Consider the following 19,743-nt stretch of genomic DNA (forward strand, 5'->3'; position numbering starts at 1 on the left):
GGTTGTCTTACCCCTCTTTGTCTCGGTGCCTATAGCGAGGGGGTCATACCCGGTCCCATCCCGAACCCGGAAGTCAAGCCCCTCTGCGCTGATAATACTGCTCCCCTCGGGAGTGGGAAGGTAGGTCGGTGCCGGGTCGGAGGTTCTTTCTTATTTATATTTTTACCTCCTAATAAATCTTTTATCTTCTTTAATCATTTATCTTTTAGCATTAAATGTCTCTTTTTTTATCATTTTTTCCATATAATCTTTTGTATATTACTATTCAATTCATACTAAATCAACTTTAGCCGAAATTTTTCTGTTACTATAAATCTTTATATCCCATAAAACTTTTTATTATAAACTTGTAACAAAGCACTCTATTTGATACAATATCGAACTTATTTTAGGAGCTGTAATATGGGTAAAATGTGGTCTGGAAGATTCAGTGAAAATGCATCAACTCTTTTAGATGAGTTTAATGCATCTTTGAATTTTGATAAAAAATTATATCAGTATGATATATTGGGCTCTATGGCTCATGCTAAGATGCTAGGTTGTCAAGGTATATTGACAGATGAAGAGGTAAACTCAATAATTAATGGTCTTGAAAAAGTTAGAAGTGAGATAGAATCGGGTGATTTTGAATTTAATATATCTGATGAAGATATACATATGGCTATCGAAAAGCGCTTGACTGAGCTCATTGGAGATGCTGGAAAAAAGCTGCATACAGCTAGAAGTCGAAATGATCAGGTTGCACTTGATTTTAGGCTATATGTACAGGATCATAATAAAACAATACGTAAGCTTATCCTAAATCTTATAGAAACACTTATTTCGGTAGCAGATAAAAATAAAGAAACTCTGCTTCCTGGAATGACTCATCTTCAACATGCACAACCGATAAATTTTGGTTACCATATGATGGCATATGCATCTATGTTGAAACGAGATTATGAGCGTTTTGAGAGCAGTTATAAAAGAAATAATTTATCTCCTATTGGCTGTGCTGCACTTGCAGGTACTCCACATCCTATAGATCGTAACGCTACTGCAAAAGAGCTTGGTTTTGATGCTCCTACACTGAACTGTCTTGATACAGTAAGCGATCGTGATTTTGCTCTTGAAATGCTTTTTAATATTGCTACAATGATGATGCATATTTCAAGACTCTCTGAAGAGCTTATTATATGGTCTAGTTCAGAATTTGGCTTTATTACACTTAGTGATGCTTACTCAACTGGTAGTTCTATTATGCCTCAAAAGAAAAATCCGGATGTACCTGAACTTCTAAGAGGAAAGACTGGAAGAACATTTGGAAATCTAATATCACTTTTAACTGTAATGAAGGGGCTTCCACTTGCTTATAATAAAGATATGCAAGAGGATAAAGAGGGAACATTTGATAGTGTAGAGACTGCTGAAATCTCTTTAACTATTTTAAATGAAGTTATTAAAACAATGCAAGTCAATAAAGATAAAATGGAAAAAGCTTGCATGGTTGGTCATTTAAGTGCCACTGATTTAGCTGACTATTTAGTAGAAAAGTGTTCTATCCCATTTAGAGAAGCTCATTTTATTACAGGACGTGCAGTTGCTCTTGCTGAACAAAAGAAGTGTGATTTAAGTGAGTTAAGTGCTCAAGATTTACAATCAATTGATGAAAGAATCAATGATGATGTTACAGACTATTTATCTATCAGATACTCTATGAACGCTAGAAATTCTCAAGGTGGTACGGCAACTAGCAAAACTGCTGAACAAATTGAGTACCTTAAAAGTTGGATTCAAAGTATAAAATAAGATTGGTGAAACACCAATCTTATTTTTAAAGACTTTTATGAGTATCGTTTTCAGTTAAGTGTGTCCACTTCAATTTAGCTCCACCCAATAAATGAAAATGTAGGTGTGGAACTTCTTGTCCACCATCTTTTCCATTGTTTGTAACAAGGCGGTATCCATTTTTATCAAGACAAAGCTCTTTTGCTACATCCTGGATGAAAGATGTCATCTTCGCCATAAGTTCTGGTGTTACAGACTGAAAGTTTTCTACATGTTTTTTGGGAATTATAAGAATATGAACAGGTGCAACTGGGTTTATATCGTGAAATGCAATAAACTCATCATTTTCTAATACTTTGTTAGATGGAATCTCTCCAGCTACAATCTTACAAAATATACACATAATATTATCCTTCTTTTTATGATTTTTTATACATTATACCAAATCATTAGTTTAAGTACACTGCAAAATATGTCAGCATAGTGTAATGAACTTTATTATACAATCGCTTAAAATTTGCCACTATTACAATAAGGAATTGGTGTGGAGAACTGGATAGATAAAATTAAGTCAGTAGTAGACTTACAAGAATTAGAAAAAGTTCGTATTGCTATCTTTGGAAAAAAGGGAGAGTTAGCAAAAGCTTTTGCTAATATGAAAAATGTTGATCCTAAAGAGAAGCCTAAAATAGCAAAAGAGCTTAATCAACTTAAGCAGAGATTGACAAAAGCTTTTGAAGAGAAGAAAGCTGAACTTGAAGAGTTGGCTCTTCAAAAAAGGTTGGAATCTGAAGCAATTGATGTTTCATTATACTCTCCACGGTCTGAAAGTGGTGCATTGCATCCTGTAATGCAGACAATGGATAAAATTATCGACTATTTTACTGCACTGAATTTTTCAGTTGAGACAGGTCCATTGGTTGAGGATGAGTTTCATAACTTTGAGGCATTGAATCTGCCTGATTACCATCCAGCAAGGGATATGCAAGATACATTCTATTTTAAAGATGGAGGGCTTTTAAGAACCCATACATCTCCTGTACAGATTCGTACAATGATGAATCAGAAGCCTCCTATTCGTATGATTAGTCCTGGTGCAGTATTTCGTCGTGATTTTGACTTAACCCATACTCCTCAGTTTCATCAGGTTGAAGGGTTAATGGTAGATGAAGAGGGAAAAGTGTCATTTGCTAATCTCAAGTGGATTTTGGAAGACTTTCTTCAAACAATGTTTGGTGATGTAGATGTACGCTTTAGACCAAGCTTTTTCCCATTTACTGAACCTTCAGCAGAAGTTGATATAAGCTGTATCTTTTGTGGTGGAAAAGGTTGTAGGGTCTGCTCTCATACCGGATGGCTAGAAGTACTTGGTTGTGGTATGGTTGATCCTAATGTTTTTAAAGCTGTTGGATATGAAAATGTTAGTGGGTATGCGTTTGGATTGGGTGTAGAGCGTTTTGCAATGCTTATGCACCAAATTCCAGATTTACGATCTTTATTTGAAGGGGATCTTCGTTTGTTGGAGCAGTTTCAATGATAGTTACACGTCGATGGTTGGAAGAGTGGGTCGATTTAAAAGGAATATCAACAGAAGATATTTGTAAAAAGCTAAACAGTCTTGGTTTGGAAGTTGACTCTCTACAGCAAATTACTATTCCTAAAAAAATAGTTGTGGGGTTTGTCAAGTCTTGTGAAAAACATCCAGATGCAGATAAGCTAAGTGTATGTCAAATAGATTTAGGAACAGCAGTTAGACAAATTGTTTGTGGTGCAAAAAATATTCGTGAAGGATTGTATGTTCCAGTTGCTACGGTTGGGGCAGTTATGCCTAATGGTATGAAGATTAAGCACGCAAAATTAAGAGGTGTTGAAAGTGATGGAATGGTCTGTTCTGCAACTGAGCTTGGTCTTCCTGCTATCGAAAATGGTATTTTAGAGTTAGATGAGAGTATAGGTCAGCTTGAAATAGGTAAAGAACTTTCAGAGTATCCGCTTCTTAATGATGATGTAATAGAGATAGAATTAACTGCAAACCGAGGGGATTGTTTAAGTATTTACGGGGTTGCAAGAGAACTGTCAGTTGCTTTTGATCGTACATTAAAAAAACCTCGTTATGAAGAGGATGATATTCAGCATAAAGGCATAGGTAGAATTTTGCAGTTTTCTCATATAGGAAACCATTCTGTAAGTCTTGTGTACAAGGCATTAGATGCAACAAATTTACAGACTCCTTTGCTTATTAAGTTTCGATTGGCATTGATTGATCAAGTTAAGCAAAATAGTATTGACTCATTTTTGCAATATACTATTCATTCTACTGGTGTAATTCTTAGAGGATACAGCTTTAAAAAATTGGCTGGGGATAATGAAAAAGCCAGGCTTGTATTAAAAGAAGATGAGAGAGGATTGGGGATTGTTTTATCTGAAGATAAAGCAGTTTCTATTGTTGGTATATCTCAATCTGAAGAGGTGAAAGCCACAGATTCAGATACTACAACTTTGATAGAAGCAAGTTATGTACAGCCTGAACTGATTGCTCCAATTGTAAAAAAAGAGCAGCTTAAAACTGATCCACTCTATTATCGTACATCAAGAGGCAGTGAACCAGATTTAACGTTTGGACTGGATTTTCTTTTTAAAACATTAGAAGAATATAATGAAATTGACCTTTATGCAGGTAGCAGCGAGTTTATAACGCAAAAAGAGACATTGAAACTTGATCTCTCTATTAATGAAATAGAAAAACTAATAGGTCAGCCAATAGAGCTTAGTCAGGTAGTTTTGATTCTAAGCCGATTGGGATTTGAGATTATTAAAACTGAAGATGAAAAGATTATTTTAAAAGTTCCTCCATTTAGGCACGATATTGCAAACAGACAGGATGTTATTGAAGAGATTGTAAGAGTTGTAGGAATAGATAATATTAAATCCAAACCAATCTGTTTTGAAGAGTCTAATCGTTTGACATATTCGTATGAACACTATAAGTATTTACGTCAGCTTCGTTTTAAAGCTGTTGGAAATGGATTTTATGAGACGGTTCACTATATCTTTTGTGATAATAAACGTCTTGAAGAGTTTGGGTTTAAGACTATATCTGAAGAGTTGGCACTAATCAATCCTATAACAAATGAGATGGATGGTCTCAGACCTATGCTTATGGTCAATATGCTTGACTCATTACAACGAAATGTACGTATGTCAAAAAAACGTATACCTCTTTTTGAAATAGGAACTGTATTTGATGCAAATCGTCAAGAAAGTCAACACATGCTTTTTGCTTTCAGTGGTGAAGAGAGTTTAGACACTGTTCCAAATAGTGGGAAGCCATCATCTATTGACTTTGCATCATTTGTTAAAAAAGTTGCTGCAATTATAGGTCAGTTTGAGTTAGTAGAATCAGAAGAAAAAAATGGTTTAATGCACCCTTATCAATCAGCAGATATTTTAATTGATGGGCAAAAGGTTGGTATTGTTGCACAACTTCATCCAGTAATTCAGGAAAAGTTTGATCTTCCAAAAACTTTTTTTGCAGAAATTGATACCAAATATCTTGTTGCTAAACACATTAATGCTAAAGCAATAAGTAGCTTTACTCCAATACAAAGAGATTTAAGTATAGTTGTTAAAAAGACATTGCTATTTAGTGAAATTCGAAAAACTCTAAAAGACTCTTTACCTGATGGTGTTCAGTCATTCTATCCAATAGATAGATATGTTGATGAGTCATTGGGTGATGAGATGAGTTTGACACTTAGATTTGTAATATCTTCTATGGAAAAGACATTGCAAGAAGATGAGATTAATGCAATGATGGATGAAATTTTGTCACTATTAGAAAAAAATTGTAATGCGAGATTACGATGAAGATAATGAAAGTTTTTTCAGCTAATAAGCCAGTAAATATGGTGTGTGACAAGATTGCAAGTGATAAGTCAATCTCACACCGTTGTGCTATGTTTTCACTTTTAAGCGACCAACCAAGCAAAATATGCAACTTTTTAAAAGCAGAAGATACGCTTAATACTTTGAAGATTGTTGAAAAATTGGGTGCAGATGTAAGTATTGATGGAAACATAGTAAATATTGTTCCACCTAAGAAAGTTCATGAACCTGATGATGTTTTGGATTGTGGTAACTCTGGAACAGCTATAAGGCTATTTTGCGGTTTTTTAAGTAGTCTAGATGGCCATTTTGTATTAACAGGCGATAAATATTTAAGACGCAGACCAATGCGTCGGGTTACTGATCCATTAAGGAAAATTGGTGCAAAGATAGATGGAAGAGAAGATGGTAATCTAGCACCTATTTCCATTAGAGGAAAAGAACTTAAATCATTTCATTTTGAAAGCAAGATTGCTTCAGCACAGGTTAAAAGTGCAATGATTCTTGCTGCATTGCGTGCAGATGCTCCTTCAACATATAAAGAGCCTGAGCTAACAAGAGATCATACAGAACGTATGTTACGTGGTATGGGAGCAAAGATTGAAAGTTCAGAAGTTATTAAAATAGAGCCAATTACAAAGCCTCTTAATCCTCTTGATATTACTGTACCTGCCGATCCTTCTAGTGGCTTTTTCTTTGCTGTTGCAGCGGCAATTGTACCTGATAGCAAAGTAGTAATAAAAAATACAACATTGAACCCTACACGCATTGAAGCATATAATGTATTAAAAAGAATGGGTGCTAAAGTAGAATTAATAGAAAAAGATAACCGTTACGAACCTATTGGTGATATTGTAGTTTCATATAACGGTAAACTAAAAGGTGTTGAAGTTTCGCAAAAGATCTCTTGGTTAATTGACGAATTGCCTGCTCTTGCTATTGCAATGGCTGTAGCAGATGGAAAAAGTATTGTCAAAAATGCTCGTGAATTAAGAGTAAAAGAATCAGATCGCATAAGCTGTGTTATTGAAGGATTAAAGCGGTGTAAAATTGTGTGCAGTGAAATGGAAGATGGTTATACTATAGAAGGAGGCAATTTACACTCTGCTACAATTAATAGCTATGGAGACCATCGTATTGCGATGAGTTTTGCTATTGGAGGATTGCTTGCAGATATGGTAATTGAAGATATAGACTGTATAGCTACATCTTTTCCAAACTTTATAGAACTGCTCAAAGAGTTGACAGAGGTTAATTGCTGAAAATTAAAAATGTTTCATTCTTGCCCAAAGGGCAAAGCTTCAGTGAGAGGAATTTTTGCTAAAGCTTGCTTTCTTAAAGAGAGTACAAGCACAAGAGCAAAAAGGAGATTTAAATAATGAAAATTGAATTAGCTGAAAGTTACGGTTTCTGTTTTGGTGTAAAACGTGCAATCAAAATTGCTGAAGAGAATCCGGGCAGTGCTACACTTGGCCCATTAATTCACAATAATATGGAGATAGCGCGTCTAAAAAGAGATTTTAATGTTTCTTTGGTGGAATCTTTAGATGATGTAAAGCCTGGCAGTGCAACTGTAATTAGAACTCATGGTATTCCTAAAAATGACTTAAAAGAGCTTTTAGCGAAAAATACTAAAGTGATTGATGCGACATGCCCTTTTGTTACAAAGCCTCAGCAAATTGTAGAAGAGATGAGCCAAGAGGGGTATGACATTGTTATTTTTGGAGATAAAAACCACCCAGAAATAAAAGGTGTTATGAGTTATGCTACAGGACCAGTTTATGCAGTATTAAGCATTGAAGACCTTGAAAAAATTCATTTACGTGAACGTGTAGCTGTTATAGCTCAAACTACACGTAAGATTGAAGAGTATAATAAAATTGTAAATTGGCTTGTACCAAGACATAAAGAGGTTCGTGTTTTTAATACAATCTGCAATGCTACTTTTGAAAACCAGGATGCTGCTAAAGAGTTAGCAAAAAGAGCAGATGTAATGATAGTTGTTGGTGGAAAACAGTCATCAAATACAAAACAATTGCACTCAATATGTAAAAGTTTTTGTCCTGATTCATATCATATTGAATCTAAAGATGAGTTGCAAAAAGAGTGGTTTGATGGTAAAAAGTTGTGTGGTGTTACAGCCGGTGCATCAACTCCAGAGTGGATAATTGAAGAGATTATTGGAAAAATAAGAGAATTTAAAGTATAATAACGCACTTTAAAATCGGAAAAGGAATCAGGTATGGATAAGGCCTCAATGGAAGAGTTTGATAACATGGAGGAAGATTTTGCGTCAATGCTAGACGCATATGAGAAAAAGGAGCAGGGCGGAACTATTTCAGATGGTGTCATTGTAGAGGTTCGTGAGAGCGATAATCAGGCATTAGTAGATGTCGGTCGTAAGCAAGAAGCTGCTGTTAATCTTGATGAGTTAAAAGATGAAAACGGTAACCTTAAATTCAATGTAGGTGATGCTATTCCTGTTGTTATTACAGGGTATAGAAATGAGCGTCCTCAAGCATCATATTTAAAAGCTGTACGAAAAGCAAATATTCGCAAATTTATTGAAGAGCATGAGAATGATGCTGAAAACATGGTTGTTGAAGGAAAAGTTGTACGTAAAAATCGTGGCGGCTATTTTGTAATTGGCAAAGATAACATTGAGTTTTTTATGCCAATGAGTCAAGCTGCATTTGCTGCAGGTAAAAACCCTGTAGGTAAAGAGATTAAAGCTGTAGTTTTAAAGCTTGATAAAGATCGTGATTCAATTGTTATTTCACGAAGAAAATATCTTGATCAAATTCGTAAAGAGCGTAAAGAGATTGTTGATAGATTGATGCAAGATGATAAAATTGTTGAAGGTACCATCAAAAAAATCACAAGCTATGGAATGTTTGTTGATGTTGGGGGAATTGAAGGGCTTGTTCACTATAGCGAAATTAGTTATAAAGGACCAGTTAACCCGGCAACTCTCTATGAAGAAGGTGATAAAGTAGAAGTTAAAGCGATTGGGTATGATCCAAAGAAACGACATCTTTCACTATCCATTAAGCAAACCATGCCTGATCCTTGGGAAGAGATTATAGATCAACTTGAAGAGGGTGATGCAATTAAAGTAATTGTTAGCAATATTGAACCATATGGTGCATTTGTTGATCTTGGAAATGATATTGAAGGCTTCTTACATGTTTCTGAAGTATCTTGGGATAAAGATATCAAAAATCCAAAAGATTACTTAAGCGTAGGTGACGAAATTGATGTTGAAGTCATAGAGATAAATCCTGAAGCTCGTCGCCTTCGTGTATCTTACAAAAACTTACAACCTAAACCTTTTGAAGATTTCTTACAGAGTCAAAAAGAGGGTGATGTTGTTAAAGGTGTTATAACAACTATTACAGATTTTGGTGCATTTGTAAAAATAGGAAAAGTAGAGGGTCTGCTTCATAATCAAGATGCATCTTGGGACAAAGGTGTCAAAGTTAAAGATATTATGAAAAAGGGTGATGAAGTAGAAGTTAAAATCATCAAAATAGACCCTGAACAAGAGCGTATCAGTTTAAGCAAAAAAGCTCTTGAAGAGAGTCCTATAGATCGCTTTGCAAAAGAGCATAAAGTCGGTGATATTGTAAAAGGAAAAATCCGTGATATCAAAGATTTTGGAGTCTTTGTAGAGCTCCAAGATGGTGTTGATGCACTGATTAGAAAAGAGGATGTATCACCTTTAAAAATAGATGAGCTAAATAAAGGTGATGAGATTGAGGGTGTAATTGTAATGTTAGATCCATCATCAAATAAAATTAGACTCTCTGTACGTAGACTAGAGAGACAAAAAGAGCGTGAAGCTTTAAATGAGTTCAATAATAGTGATGATCGTTTGACCATCGGAGATATTATTAAAGACCAACTTTAAGAAGGTTGTAAATTAGATGGGGCGTCTACTATTAATTGTCGCCGGTACAATTATTACAGTAGCGCTCCTAATACTTTTTCTGCTATTATATAGATATGCAACACAGGATGCTGAAGGAAGTAATATCCATATTAGAAGTGATACAAAGAGAGCAGACATTGTTAATAAGCCACAAGTATCAAACAAATGGATAGAAGAGCTTGCTCAAAAAAAACGACCAAGTTTTAGTTACCCTGTTAAAGAGATCCAAATAGAACTACCTCTTGTAAAAAAATCAAATATTAAAGAAACATATCGTCTAGTTTTAAAAAAAATGGATGATTACAAACTGTTTTGTATAAAACAGATATTTAATAGCAGAAATCTTCCATTTGCACTATATGCAGAAAAAGAGCAAACAGTAGTGATTGTACATAATGTAGGTTTAACTAAACTTAGTAATATTGCCAAATATGTAAAATCATATGGTATAGATTTGCAAATAGAAAACTATGAAAAAAAGGATTAATTATGCATAAGTACACAATTATGGTTTGTGACCATATACATAAAAGTGGGTTGGAAATGTTGGCATCTCAGCCAGATATCAATTTTATAAATGCAGCAGATCTTCCAAAAGATGAGCTTCTTAAAGAGATCCATAAAGCTGATGTTGCTATTACACGTAGTTCAACAGAAGTGAATGAAGCTTTCTTAAATGCTGCTACAAACCTCAAAGCTCTTGTAAGAGCAGGTGTTGGTGTAGATAATGTCGATATTGATGGTTGTAGTAAGCGTGGAATTATTGTAATGAATGTTCCAACTGCAAATACAATTGCTGCCGTAGAGCTTACAATGGCTCATATGTTATCTTGTATGCGTGCATTCCCATATGCTCATAACCACTTAAAGCTTGAGCGTATTTGGAAAAGAGAGGAATGGTATGGATATGAGTTAAAAGATAAAAAACTTGGAATCATTGGTTTTGGTAATATTGGTAGTCGTGTAGGTAAGCGTGCAAAAGCTTTTGAAATGGATGTAGTTGCATATGACCCATACATAAATCCAAGCAAAGCTACAGACTTGGGAATAGAATATACTACAAATTTTGATGATATTCTTGCTTGCGATATTATTACTATTCATACTCCTAAAACGCAAGAGACAATCGGTATGATTGGTAAAAAAGAGATTGAAAAGATGAAAGATGGCGTTGTACTCATTAACTGTGCACGCGGTGGACTTTATGATGAAGAAGCTCTTTATGAAGGTTTAAAAAGTGGTAAAATCCGTTTTGCAGGTATTGATGTATTTATTAAAGAGCCGGCAACTGATCATCCATTGCTAGAACTTGATAATGTTACTGTCACACCTCACCTTGGTGCAAATACATATGAATCTCAATACAAAATTGCCACACAAGCAGCACAGCAGGCACTTGATGCTGCTAGAGGGATAAGTTATCCAAATGCATTAAACCTTCCAATACGTGAAAATGAGATTCCTGAATTTGTAAAACCATATCTTGAACTTATGCAAAAAATAGGCTTCCTTGCAGCACAGGCGAATAAAGGAGCTATTAAATCTCTAAAAGTTACAGGTAATGGTGAGATTAGTAAATATATCGATTCTCTTGCTACATTTGCAACTGTAGGTGCACTAAAAGAGTCACTTGGAGAAAGTATAAATTATGTTAATGCAGATTTTGTTGCCAAAGAGCGTGGAATTGATGTACAAAAAGTATCTTCTCCTGCATCTGGAGCATATAAAAATCTTATTAGTTTAAGATTAACAACTGACAAAGAGGTTGTTGAAATTTCAGGAACAATCTTCAATGATGATGTTCAAAGAATTGTAGAGATAAATGGTTTTGCTCTAGATGTTGAACCAAAAGGAAGAATGATCTTATTCAAAAATACTGATGTTCCTGGCGTAATAGGTGATGTTGGGCAAATTTTGGCGAAACATAATGTCAATATTGCAGATTTTAGACTTGGTAGAGATAAAAGTGGTCTTGCTTTAGCTATAATTTTAGTAGACAATGATGTAAGTGAGGATGTTTTGAAAGAGCTTGATGCGCTAGATGCATCAATATACGTAAAATACGTAATTCTTTAACTTCTTCTCTCCTATCAAGGCTTTTTGCCTTGATAACTCCAGCTTATAAATAATATAACTTTAAATTTTCTCTTGTATAATTCTTCTACATTGTTGTAAAATGAATGACTTTTATCGTCAAAGGAGTGGGTATGAAAAAAACTTTGTTGGCAATGGTTCTGGCTTTGCCGCTTTTTGCCGTTCAAGAACATTTAACGCTTGAACAGGCATTAACACTGGTTAAGCAGAACAATCTAGAAATTAAAGTGGCACAGGATGATGTCCGTATGAAAGAGTTGGATATCGATGTAGCCAAAGGGTACAATTATGGTAGTCTCGACCTTGTCATAAATGCATTGCGATCAAATGATGCTGGTAATGTTTTTGGATTTAAGCTTCAGAGCAGGGAAGCTACATTTGGAGATTTTGGATTTGCAGATTTTTTAAATCCTCCACCTGGAACAACAGATCCTTTAGTTGTACAACCTAAAGACTTGAATCATCCAGAAGCACGTAACCATTTTCAAGAAAAGATTCAGTACCAAGTTCCTCTTTATGTTGGAGGAAAGCTTAACAAGTATGGTCAGATTGCACAAAAGATGGCAGAGATGAGCCGACTTGACAAGCAAAAAGTTGTAAATGAAAAGATTTTTCAGACAAGAAAAACTTTTTATGATATTGCACTAGTTAATAGTTATATAAAAAATTTGAAGATTATATTGAATAATGTTGAAGAACTTGAAGATACAGTTGCTAATATGGTTAAAGAAGGATATGCTTTAGATATTGATCTTTTACAGGTAAAGTCTAAAAAAGCTGATGTTCTTAGAATGCTTAATCAAGCAAAACTGAATCGTGATTTAGCTTACCAATTTTTATCATTTCTTGTTGATGACAAAGTTGAGTCTGTCGCAATTGCCGATAAAGATGTCCCAATGCCAATAATGAGCAAGGAAGAGATGTTAAATAGAAATATTGATATTCAAAAAGCTAAAATGGGTTTAAAGATAACTGATTTGGCATTAGGTGTTGAAAGAGCCAGCTTTTATCCTCAAATAGGTGCATTTGCTGAATATGGAAGTGCAGATGATCAATTTATGAATGATTTTTCTGATAAAGATGCTTATACTGTCGGAGTTCAATTGAAGTGGAATATCTTTAATGGTTTGATAGATAAGTCTAAATATGAAAAAGCCCGTGTGCAAAATTTGAAAGTAAGACATCAAGTAGAGCTTGCAAAAAAAGGTATTGCTCTAAAAATAGATAAAATCATTACTGAGATTAAGAGTAAAGAGTATGATATTAAATCACTACAAGAGAAGGTAAAACTTGCTCGACGTGTTTATGAGAACTACTATAACCGTTATAAAGAGGGTCTGATCTCCATTAACGATGTACTCATTAAAAACAGTGAAGAGATACAGGCTGTTTTGAAATTGGCTGAAACACGCAATGCAAGAAATGACAAAGTCTTTGAACTTGAAAATATCATAAATAAAGGAACGCTATGAAAAAGATTGCTCTTTTAATAACACTGTTTGCTGCTATTTTAAGTGCAGCTGATTTGACGTTGACAGGTAGTGTGGTCTCTGACAATCAAAAGATGATGACCAGTCGCTATATGGGGTTTGTAAAGAAGGTATATGTTGTTGAAGGTGAGCGTGTCAAAAAAGGACAGCTACTTTATACTATTGATTCAAAAGAGATTGATAGTGCAAAATCACAGGTAGAGTTGGCTATATCTCAAGCAGAGCTTGCTTTACAGATGAACCGTAACCAATATAACAATATTTTAACTAACCTTGCACGCCATGAACGTCTTTTTAAAAAAGGTATGGTTTCAAAATATGAGTTGGAAAACTTGCAGCTTGCAGCTGAAAATACAAAAGCTATGATAGAGATAGCAAAAAAGCAGGTAGAACAGGCAAAAGCAAAGCTTAAAGAGGTTCTTAACCAGTATAAATATTTAGATGTTCGTGCACCTAACAGCGGTGTTGTTGTTGAAAAAAGAATTAATGCAGGTGAAATGGCAATTCCTGGTATGCCAGCTATTATTTTAACAGATTTAAGCAGTCTGAAAATAATGACAGAAATTTCTGAGAGTAATCTCAAAGATGTAAAAGTAGGACAAAAGGTTAAGGTCTCTATTCCTTCAATAGGCTATGAGAAAGAGGGTGAAGTCTATGCCATTATTCCTAGCTCTAACCCTATGACACATCAGTTTAGAATAAAAGTATCATTCGACTATAAAGGATATAGAGTCTATCCTGGGATGTATGCCCAAGTTACAATCAGTAAATAAAAGGATAGCATATGAAAGAAGTTAAACGCTATCAGCCAAAGGATGTTGCAGGAAAACTTGCAGTTGGTTTTCTGCATAATCCATTAACACCTATTCTTGGTATATTTTTATTAATAATTGGATATATATCGCTAGAAATTATGCCTCGTGAAGAAGACCCACAAATTGCTGTGGCAGGAGGTACTATAATTGTACCTATGCCTGGTGCGACACCAAGAGAGGTGGAAAATATTATTGTCAATCCTCTAGAGAGAAAAATTCGTGAGATAAAAGGGGTTGAACATGTTTATGGCATAGCCATGAACAATGTTGGTGTTGTTAATGTTATGTATTTTATTGGAGAAGATAGAGAGAAAGCAAATTTAAATCTGTATGATAAAGTTATGCAAAATATGGATCTTCTTCCAAAAGGTACAATGCAGCCGATTGTAAAGCCTTTTGATGTTGATATTGATATTCCGATTATGTCGATTACTTTTTATAAGAAAGATAGTGCATCTATAAGTGATGCAGAACTATTTAAAATTGTACGTGAAATTCAGCAAGATCTAAACCGAATTGAGAATGTTTCAAAAACAGAGATAAAAGGTGGTCGTAAAGAACAGTATAATATTGAAGTCGATCTTGGAAAGCTTTCTGGGTATCACCTTTCACTTGGTCAGATTGTTCAGGCTATTAAAGCATTGGCAGTTGATGTTCCTGATGTTAAAGGGAGAACACAAGATGGCAAACTTGTAATTTTTGGAGTAAAAAATGCTATTGAAAGTGTGCATGATGTTGAAAATTTGATTGTTGCACAATATAGAGGTTCTCCAATATATTTGAAAAATATTGCAAAAGTAAGTGCAGGAAGTGATATACAAAACTTTAAAAGTGTAGAGATCTCTGAAAGAAAAGGTGATACTTTTACACCTCTTAAACCGGCAGTTACATTAACACTGGGTAAATTGGCAGGTGCAAATGCTGTTGTAATTGCTGATGAAGTAAAGATGCGTATGCAAGAGTATAAACCTCTTTTGGAAAATAATGGCATTGGTTTTACAATTACCAGAGATTATGGTAAGCGGGCTAATGATGCGGTTAATGAGCTTGTAGATCATATTCTTATTACTATTGTCATTATCTCTGTAATGCTTGTATTCTTCCTTGGATGGAAAGAGTCTATTATTGTTACATTTACAGTTCCTGCAATTCTTGCTATTACTCTATTTATAGCATACCTTAGCGGGCAAACTATCAACCGTATTACACTATTTGCATTTTTACTCTCATTGGGACTTTTGGTTGATGCTGCAATTATTGTTATTGAAAATATTCACAGACATCTACATAACCACGATGCTGTAGATAAAGATATGGACGAGATAATGGTTGAAGCTACTGATGAGATTGGTGCTCCAACAAACATAGCTACATTGGCTATTATTCTTACAATGGTCCCTATGGCATTTGTAGGTGGTATGATGGGACAGTTTATGAAACCTATTCCTGCAAATGTACCTGTTGCATTAGTAGCATCATTGATAGTTGCTTATATCTTTACTCCATATCTTGGACGCAGACTACTTAAAAAGCCACATATGCATCATCATAAGCACCATTTTCAAAAAGATGAGGTACAGGCACAAGGAGGTGCTAAGTGAAAAAGTTTGAACAGTTTGTTTTTAATATTTTAGGCTCAAAATCAAAGCAGTGGATGGTAATCTTCCTTACTCTTGCTGCATTGGTAGGATCAGTTATGATGCTTCCTACAAAGATTGTTCTTGCAAAGATGCTTCCAGGAAAGAGTGCAAACACATTTTCAATCTATGTAAATGCACCTACAGACAGTTCAATTGAAGAGACAAAAAAGATAAGTGAATGTGTTGTATCTTTTTTGCAAAAAGAGAAAGAGGTAACTGACACTGAAGTCTATCTTGGTCAAGGCGCTCCACTAGATTATGCTGGGCTTGTAAAAGGATCTGCATTTAAAAACAGTGAAAATGTTGCTGAAATAGTTGTAAACTTAACAGATAAACATGAGCGTGAAGAGCCATCTTTTATGATGGTTCACAGATTGCGTCCAATTATCAAAACCAATTGTGAAGCCATTAAAGAGGGTACTGTTATTCAGATGGTAGAACAGCCTGCAGGACCTCCTACACTAGCAGCTGTTGTTGCAGAAATTTATGGAAAAGACCATAAAAGCACCTATGCATTGAGTCAAAAAATTGCTAAAATTTTTGAATCTACAGATGGATTGGTAGATGTCGATATTATGGCAGATGATCCATACAAAAAGTATGAGTTGATTCCAAATCCAGATAAAATAGCACGATCAGGGTTAAGTGTAGAACAGGTTAATAAGATACTATATTTAGCATTTGAAGGTATGGTTGTTGCACATAAAAACAGTAAAAACTATCCTGATCAGATAGGTCTTTTTGTACGTTTGAGTGATCTAACAAGACGTTTGCATGATAAAAGTAAAGAGTCTCTTCAGAGTAAATTGGCTTCACTTAAATTGATGAATAAAAAAGGTATGCTTGTACCTATGAGTGAGGTTGTTACAATTAAAGAGGTAGATGCTTCACCTACAATTATGCAGAAAAATTTACGTAGAATGATCAATGTAACTGCTGAAACTGACCTTGTTTCTCAAGTATATCCACTACTTGATGCAAGAAGTAGAATTATGGAAGAGCTTAGTGACCAATATGAGATCACAACAACTGACTATCTTTTCAATCTTCGTTTAAAAGATAAGAAGACAGGTGAAGTGTTTGATCTAAAATGGGATGGTGAGATGAAAGTAACACTTGATACATTTAGAGATCTTGGTGCTGCTTTCATTGCTGCTCTTGTATTGATCTTCCTACTTTTGGTTGTCTACTATAAAAACTTTACAATTAGCGGTATAGTGCTTGCTGGAAGTTTCTTATCTATTATCGGGGTTATTGTTGGTCACTGGGTTGCTGATCTTGTAACTGAGCATACATTCTTCCTGACAGCTACATCTCTTATTGGCTTTATTGCATTGATGGGTATCAGTTCTCGTAACTCACTACTTCTTATAGATTTTGCTAAGTCGTTAATGGTTGAAAAAGGGTTTGATAAACAGCATGCTATTGCAGTAGCAAGTGCAACAAGAGCTAAGCCTATTATGCTAACAGCTATTGCAATTATTCTTGGTTCTGCACTGCTTGCAAGTGACCCAATTTTTGGTGGTCTTGGTGTTGCGCTTATTTCAGGAACAGTAGCAGCTGTTGTTGTATCACTTATTTTTATTCCTGTTTTAATGTATCGTGCAAAAGCTATGGATTTTAAGGAGCAAAATGCCTGATATAGGGCGTTTGCTTATAGGTCTTGGAATTGTACTAATTCTCTTTGGGCTATTTGTCTTTTATATAGGCAAATTGCCCGGAGATATTGTGATTAAAAAAGAGAACTTTACTTTTTATTTCCCAATTACAACTTCTATTCTTATTTCTCTCATTCTTTCTATTATCTTTTACCTTTTCTCCAAGTTTTTTTAGGTAAAATAGCCTCAAAATTTTGAGGAGTAACTATGGCAACAATTGGTATGGGTGACCTGAAAAAAGGTATCCGATTAGAGATTGATGGACAACCTTATCGTGTTGTTGAGTATCAGCACGTTAAACCTGGTAAAGGTGCGGCTTTTGTTCGTATTAAGATTAAGTCTCTTTCAACAGGTCGAGTTATTGAAAAGACTGTTCATGCTGGTGATAAGTTTGAAACACCAAATCTAGAACAAAAGACTATGCAGTATCTTTATGATGATGGTGAAATGTTGCAGTTTATGGATACAACAACTTATGAGCAAATCGGTTTGACTCACGAGCAAGTAGGTGATGATGTCATTAAGTTTATGGATGAAGGTTTTACTGTAGACATTCTTTTCCATAATGGAAAACCTATTACTGTTGAGCTTCCACAAGTTGTTGAACTTGAAGTTGTTGAAACCCCACCAAACTTCAAAGGTGATACATCAAGCGGAAGTAGAAAACCAGCTACACTTAAAACTGGTGCTGTTGTACAGGTTCCATACCATATTTTGGAAGGGGATAAGATTCGCGTCGATACGACAGAAGGAAAGTATCTCGACAAGGTTAAGTAATTTAGTAGCCAACATAAAAGGAGGTTTCATATGGCAAAAGTGTGTGTACCGTTAGCGGAAGGGTTTGAAGAGATTGAAGCCATTAGTTTGATCGATGTTATGCGACGAGGCGGGATTGAAGTTATTGTTGCAGGTGTTGATAAAGATTTAGTAACAGGTGCTAATGGCATCACAGTTAAAGCTGATACAGATATAAAGGAAGTCAAGGCTGATGATCTTGATATGGTAGTTCTTCCAGGCGGATGGGGAGGAACACACATTCTTGCTGAAAATGAAACTGTTCAGCAACTTCTTCGTGAAATGAAAGAGAAGGAGAAGATTGTTGGTGCTATTTGTGCTGCACCGTTTGCTTTAAAGCAAGCAGGTGTACTAAATGATCGTTATACATGTTATCCAAGTGTTGAAGAACAGATTGGAACAGATGGATATACTGATAAAGAGAAGGTTGTTATTGACGGAAATGTAATGACTTCACGTGGTCCTGGTACATCTATCTGCTTTGGTTTGGCTATTGTACGTAAACTTGTTGGTGAAGATGTATATGAGCAGTTAAAAGGTGGACTTCTAGCAGATTACTGCTAGAGAGTCGCTTTTAAAATCTTTTCTACTATTTTAGAAAACTCATCACTGCTGACATCCATAATGATGTCAGCAGCTTTTTCATACCCTTCCAATCTTTCATCATAAAGTTTTTTAGCCTTTTTAGGATCTTGAAAGAGAGGTCTTTTTTTCAACTTTTTCTTTGCATTGTGAGCATTTAAAATTCTATTTAGTATCCACTCAAAATCTGCTTTTAGATAGACCACTGTTCCAATCTCTTTTAAATTATTTACCTTGTAAAAACCACCACCTGTTGATATAACAGCATTTTTAACACTGTTTGCTAGCCAATCAGCAGTTTTTTGTTCAAGAGCTCTAAATGCATCTTCTCCAGCAGTTGCAAATATCTTTTTTATCTTAGTATTTGTATAGCTTTCTATCATATCATCTGTATCGAGTGTATAAAAAGATGTGTTTTGTCTTACTATCTCTCTAGCAAGTGCACCTTTTCCAACACCCATAAACCCGATTAAAACGATATTGTTATTTTTATGCTTCATATTCTTATCCTAATTTTTTACCAAATTTTACTAAAATCAAACTCTTTTAAATCATCACATTTATCTATCTTGAATTTAAACCTTTCATCACTAAAATCTCCAGCTTTTATATATTTACCATCTTTTAATTCATAAACTTTTGCTACTTCATCATCAGGGTTTACAATGCAGTAGTACTTTACACCTTCTTTTTCATAAAGCTCAAATTTTACAGTTAAATCTTTTTTAGCAGTTGATTTAGAAAGAATCTCAAAAATTATAACAGGAGCTTTTGTTAGATATTTTTCATTTTTCGGTTTGTGGCATATAACAAGATTATCAGGTTGGACTATTGTATCTTCACTTATTTTCCAATCGACAAAAATAGTAGCAGTGCAAAAAGAGCAATCTTTAAATATATTATTTAATTCCCAAGCAATATTGTTTGAAATCTTTTGATGCTTTATTGTTGGAGCAGGTGCCATTGAGTAGGCTATGCCATTTATCAACTCCCATCTATCTTCCCAATTGATATAGTCGTCATAAGTATATCTAGGGTAAATATCTTCTACTCTTAAAGCTCCCATAGGTAATCCTTTATTTTGGA

The 19,743-nt window shown here is 34.8% G+C and carries 18 protein-coding genes and 1 rRNA gene; 16 read left to right on the forward strand and 3 right to left on the reverse strand.

Features of this window, described 5'->3' with window-relative positions; translation table 11 throughout:
* The first annotated feature begins 21 nt into the window (after positions 1 to 21).
* Together rrf and argH are read left to right on the forward strand one after the other, a co-directional pair.
* Positions 22 to 137: ribosomal RNA gene (gene rrf, locus BM227_RS07670) — 5S ribosomal RNA — on the forward strand.
* 265 nt (positions 138 to 402) lie between these two features.
* Positions 403 to 1,788 carry an argininosuccinate lyase gene (gene argH, locus BM227_RS07675; RefSeq protein ID WP_092912697.1) on the forward strand — a complete coding sequence of 462 codons (1,386 nt, stop codon included), beginning with the start codon at positions 403 to 405 and terminating at the stop codon, positions 1,786 to 1,788.
* 25 nt (positions 1,789 to 1,813) lie between these two features.
* On the opposite strand, the gene BM227_RS07680 is transcribed toward argH, so the two are convergent.
* Entirely contained in the window at positions 1,814 to 2,170 is a 357-nt protein-coding gene (locus BM227_RS07680; RefSeq protein WP_092912700.1) for a histidine triad nucleotide-binding protein, read from the reverse strand.
* A gap of 141 nt (positions 2,171 to 2,311) precedes the next feature.
* Between BM227_RS07680 and pheS the strand changes: the two genes are divergently transcribed.
* From pheS to BM227_RS07750, 14 genes are all read left to right on the forward strand, one after another.
* Complete coding sequence (pheS, locus tag BM227_RS07685; RefSeq protein ID WP_092912702.1) at positions 2,312 to 3,304, forward strand: phenylalanine--tRNA ligase subunit alpha; 993 nt, start codon at positions 2,312 to 2,314, stop codon at positions 3,302 to 3,304.
* On the forward strand, positions 3,301 to 5,634 hold the full coding sequence (pheT, locus tag BM227_RS07690) for a phenylalanine--tRNA ligase subunit beta (protein ID WP_092912704.1): 2,334 nt from the start codon (positions 3,301 to 3,303) through the stop codon (positions 5,632 to 5,634). Before pheS ends, pheT begins: the two co-directional genes overlap by 4 nt.
* The gene (aroA, locus tag BM227_RS07695) at positions 5,631 to 6,914 is read left to right on the forward strand and encodes a 3-phosphoshikimate 1-carboxyvinyltransferase (protein WP_092912706.1); all 1,284 of its coding nucleotides are present in this window, start codon (positions 5,631 to 5,633) and stop codon (positions 6,912 to 6,914) included. The genes pheT and aroA overlap by 4 nt, the downstream gene beginning before the upstream one ends.
* Positions 6,915 to 7,030: 116 nt before the next feature.
* Positions 7,031 to 7,861 carry a 4-hydroxy-3-methylbut-2-enyl diphosphate reductase gene (locus BM227_RS07700; RefSeq protein ID WP_092912707.1) on the forward strand — a complete coding sequence of 277 codons (831 nt, stop codon included), beginning with the start codon at positions 7,031 to 7,033 and terminating at the stop codon, positions 7,859 to 7,861.
* A gap of 33 nt (positions 7,862 to 7,894) precedes the next feature.
* Complete coding sequence (locus BM227_RS07705) at positions 7,895 to 9,562, forward strand: 30S ribosomal protein S1 (protein WP_092912709.1); 1,668 nt, start codon at positions 7,895 to 7,897, stop codon at positions 9,560 to 9,562.
* Between the two features lie 16 nt (positions 9,563 to 9,578).
* On the forward strand, positions 9,579 to 10,070 hold the full coding sequence (locus tag BM227_RS07710; RefSeq protein WP_092912711.1) for a hypothetical protein: 492 nt from the start codon (positions 9,579 to 9,581) through the stop codon (positions 10,068 to 10,070).
* A gap of 2 nt (positions 10,071 to 10,072) precedes the next feature.
* Positions 10,073 to 11,659 carry a phosphoglycerate dehydrogenase gene (gene serA, locus BM227_RS07715; protein ID WP_092912713.1) on the forward strand — a complete coding sequence of 529 codons (1,587 nt, stop codon included), beginning with the start codon at positions 10,073 to 10,075 and terminating at the stop codon, positions 11,657 to 11,659.
* 131 nt (positions 11,660 to 11,790) lie between these two features.
* Positions 11,791 to 13,149, forward strand: coding sequence for a TolC family protein (locus BM227_RS07720; RefSeq protein WP_092912714.1), 1,359 nt, complete (start codon positions 11,791 to 11,793; stop codon positions 13,147 to 13,149).
* Positions 13,146 to 13,940, forward strand: coding sequence for an efflux RND transporter periplasmic adaptor subunit (locus BM227_RS07725; RefSeq protein WP_092912716.1), 795 nt, complete (start codon positions 13,146 to 13,148; stop codon positions 13,938 to 13,940). Before BM227_RS07720 ends, BM227_RS07725 begins: the two co-directional genes overlap by 4 nt.
* A gap of 11 nt (positions 13,941 to 13,951) precedes the next feature.
* Entirely contained in the window at positions 13,952 to 15,583 is a 1,632-nt protein-coding gene (locus BM227_RS13190) for an efflux RND transporter permease subunit (RefSeq protein ID WP_092912718.1), read from the forward strand.
* Positions 15,580 to 17,262, forward strand: a complete 1,683-nt coding sequence (locus tag BM227_RS13195) for an efflux RND transporter permease subunit (RefSeq protein WP_092912720.1) — start codon at positions 15,580 to 15,582, stop codon at positions 17,260 to 17,262. Before BM227_RS13190 ends, BM227_RS13195 begins: the two co-directional genes overlap by 4 nt.
* The gene (locus BM227_RS07740; protein WP_092912722.1) at positions 17,255 to 17,455 is read left to right on the forward strand and encodes a DUF2905 domain-containing protein; all 201 of its coding nucleotides are present in this window, start codon (positions 17,255 to 17,257) and stop codon (positions 17,453 to 17,455) included. Before BM227_RS13195 ends, BM227_RS07740 begins: the two co-directional genes overlap by 8 nt.
* A gap of 32 nt (positions 17,456 to 17,487) precedes the next feature.
* The gene (efp, locus tag BM227_RS07745; RefSeq protein WP_092912723.1) at positions 17,488 to 18,057 is read left to right on the forward strand and encodes an elongation factor P; all 570 of its coding nucleotides are present in this window, start codon (positions 17,488 to 17,490) and stop codon (positions 18,055 to 18,057) included.
* Between the two features lie 30 nt (positions 18,058 to 18,087).
* Positions 18,088 to 18,639, forward strand: coding sequence for a DJ-1 family glyoxalase III (locus BM227_RS07750; protein WP_092912725.1), 552 nt, complete (start codon positions 18,088 to 18,090; stop codon positions 18,637 to 18,639).
* Here BM227_RS07750 and BM227_RS07755 read toward each other — a convergent pair.
* Both BM227_RS07755 and BM227_RS07760 read right to left on the reverse strand, forming a co-directional pair.
* On the reverse strand, positions 18,636 to 19,157 hold the full coding sequence (locus BM227_RS07755; protein WP_092912726.1) for a shikimate kinase: 522 nt from the start codon (positions 19,155 to 19,157) through the stop codon (positions 18,636 to 18,638). The two genes, BM227_RS07750 and BM227_RS07755, sit on opposite strands and share 4 nt — an antisense overlap.
* Positions 19,158 to 19,174: 17 nt before the next feature.
* Complete coding sequence (locus BM227_RS07760; RefSeq protein ID WP_092912728.1) at positions 19,175 to 19,723, reverse strand: Uma2 family endonuclease; 549 nt, start codon at positions 19,721 to 19,723, stop codon at positions 19,175 to 19,177.
* Positions 19,724 to 19,743 lie beyond the last annotated feature (20 nt).

The sequence above is a fragment of the Hydrogenimonas thermophila genome (assembly GCF_900115615.1).
In the GTDB taxonomy this organism is placed as follows: Bacteria; Campylobacterota; Campylobacteria; order Campylobacterales; family Hydrogenimonadaceae; genus Hydrogenimonas; species Hydrogenimonas thermophila.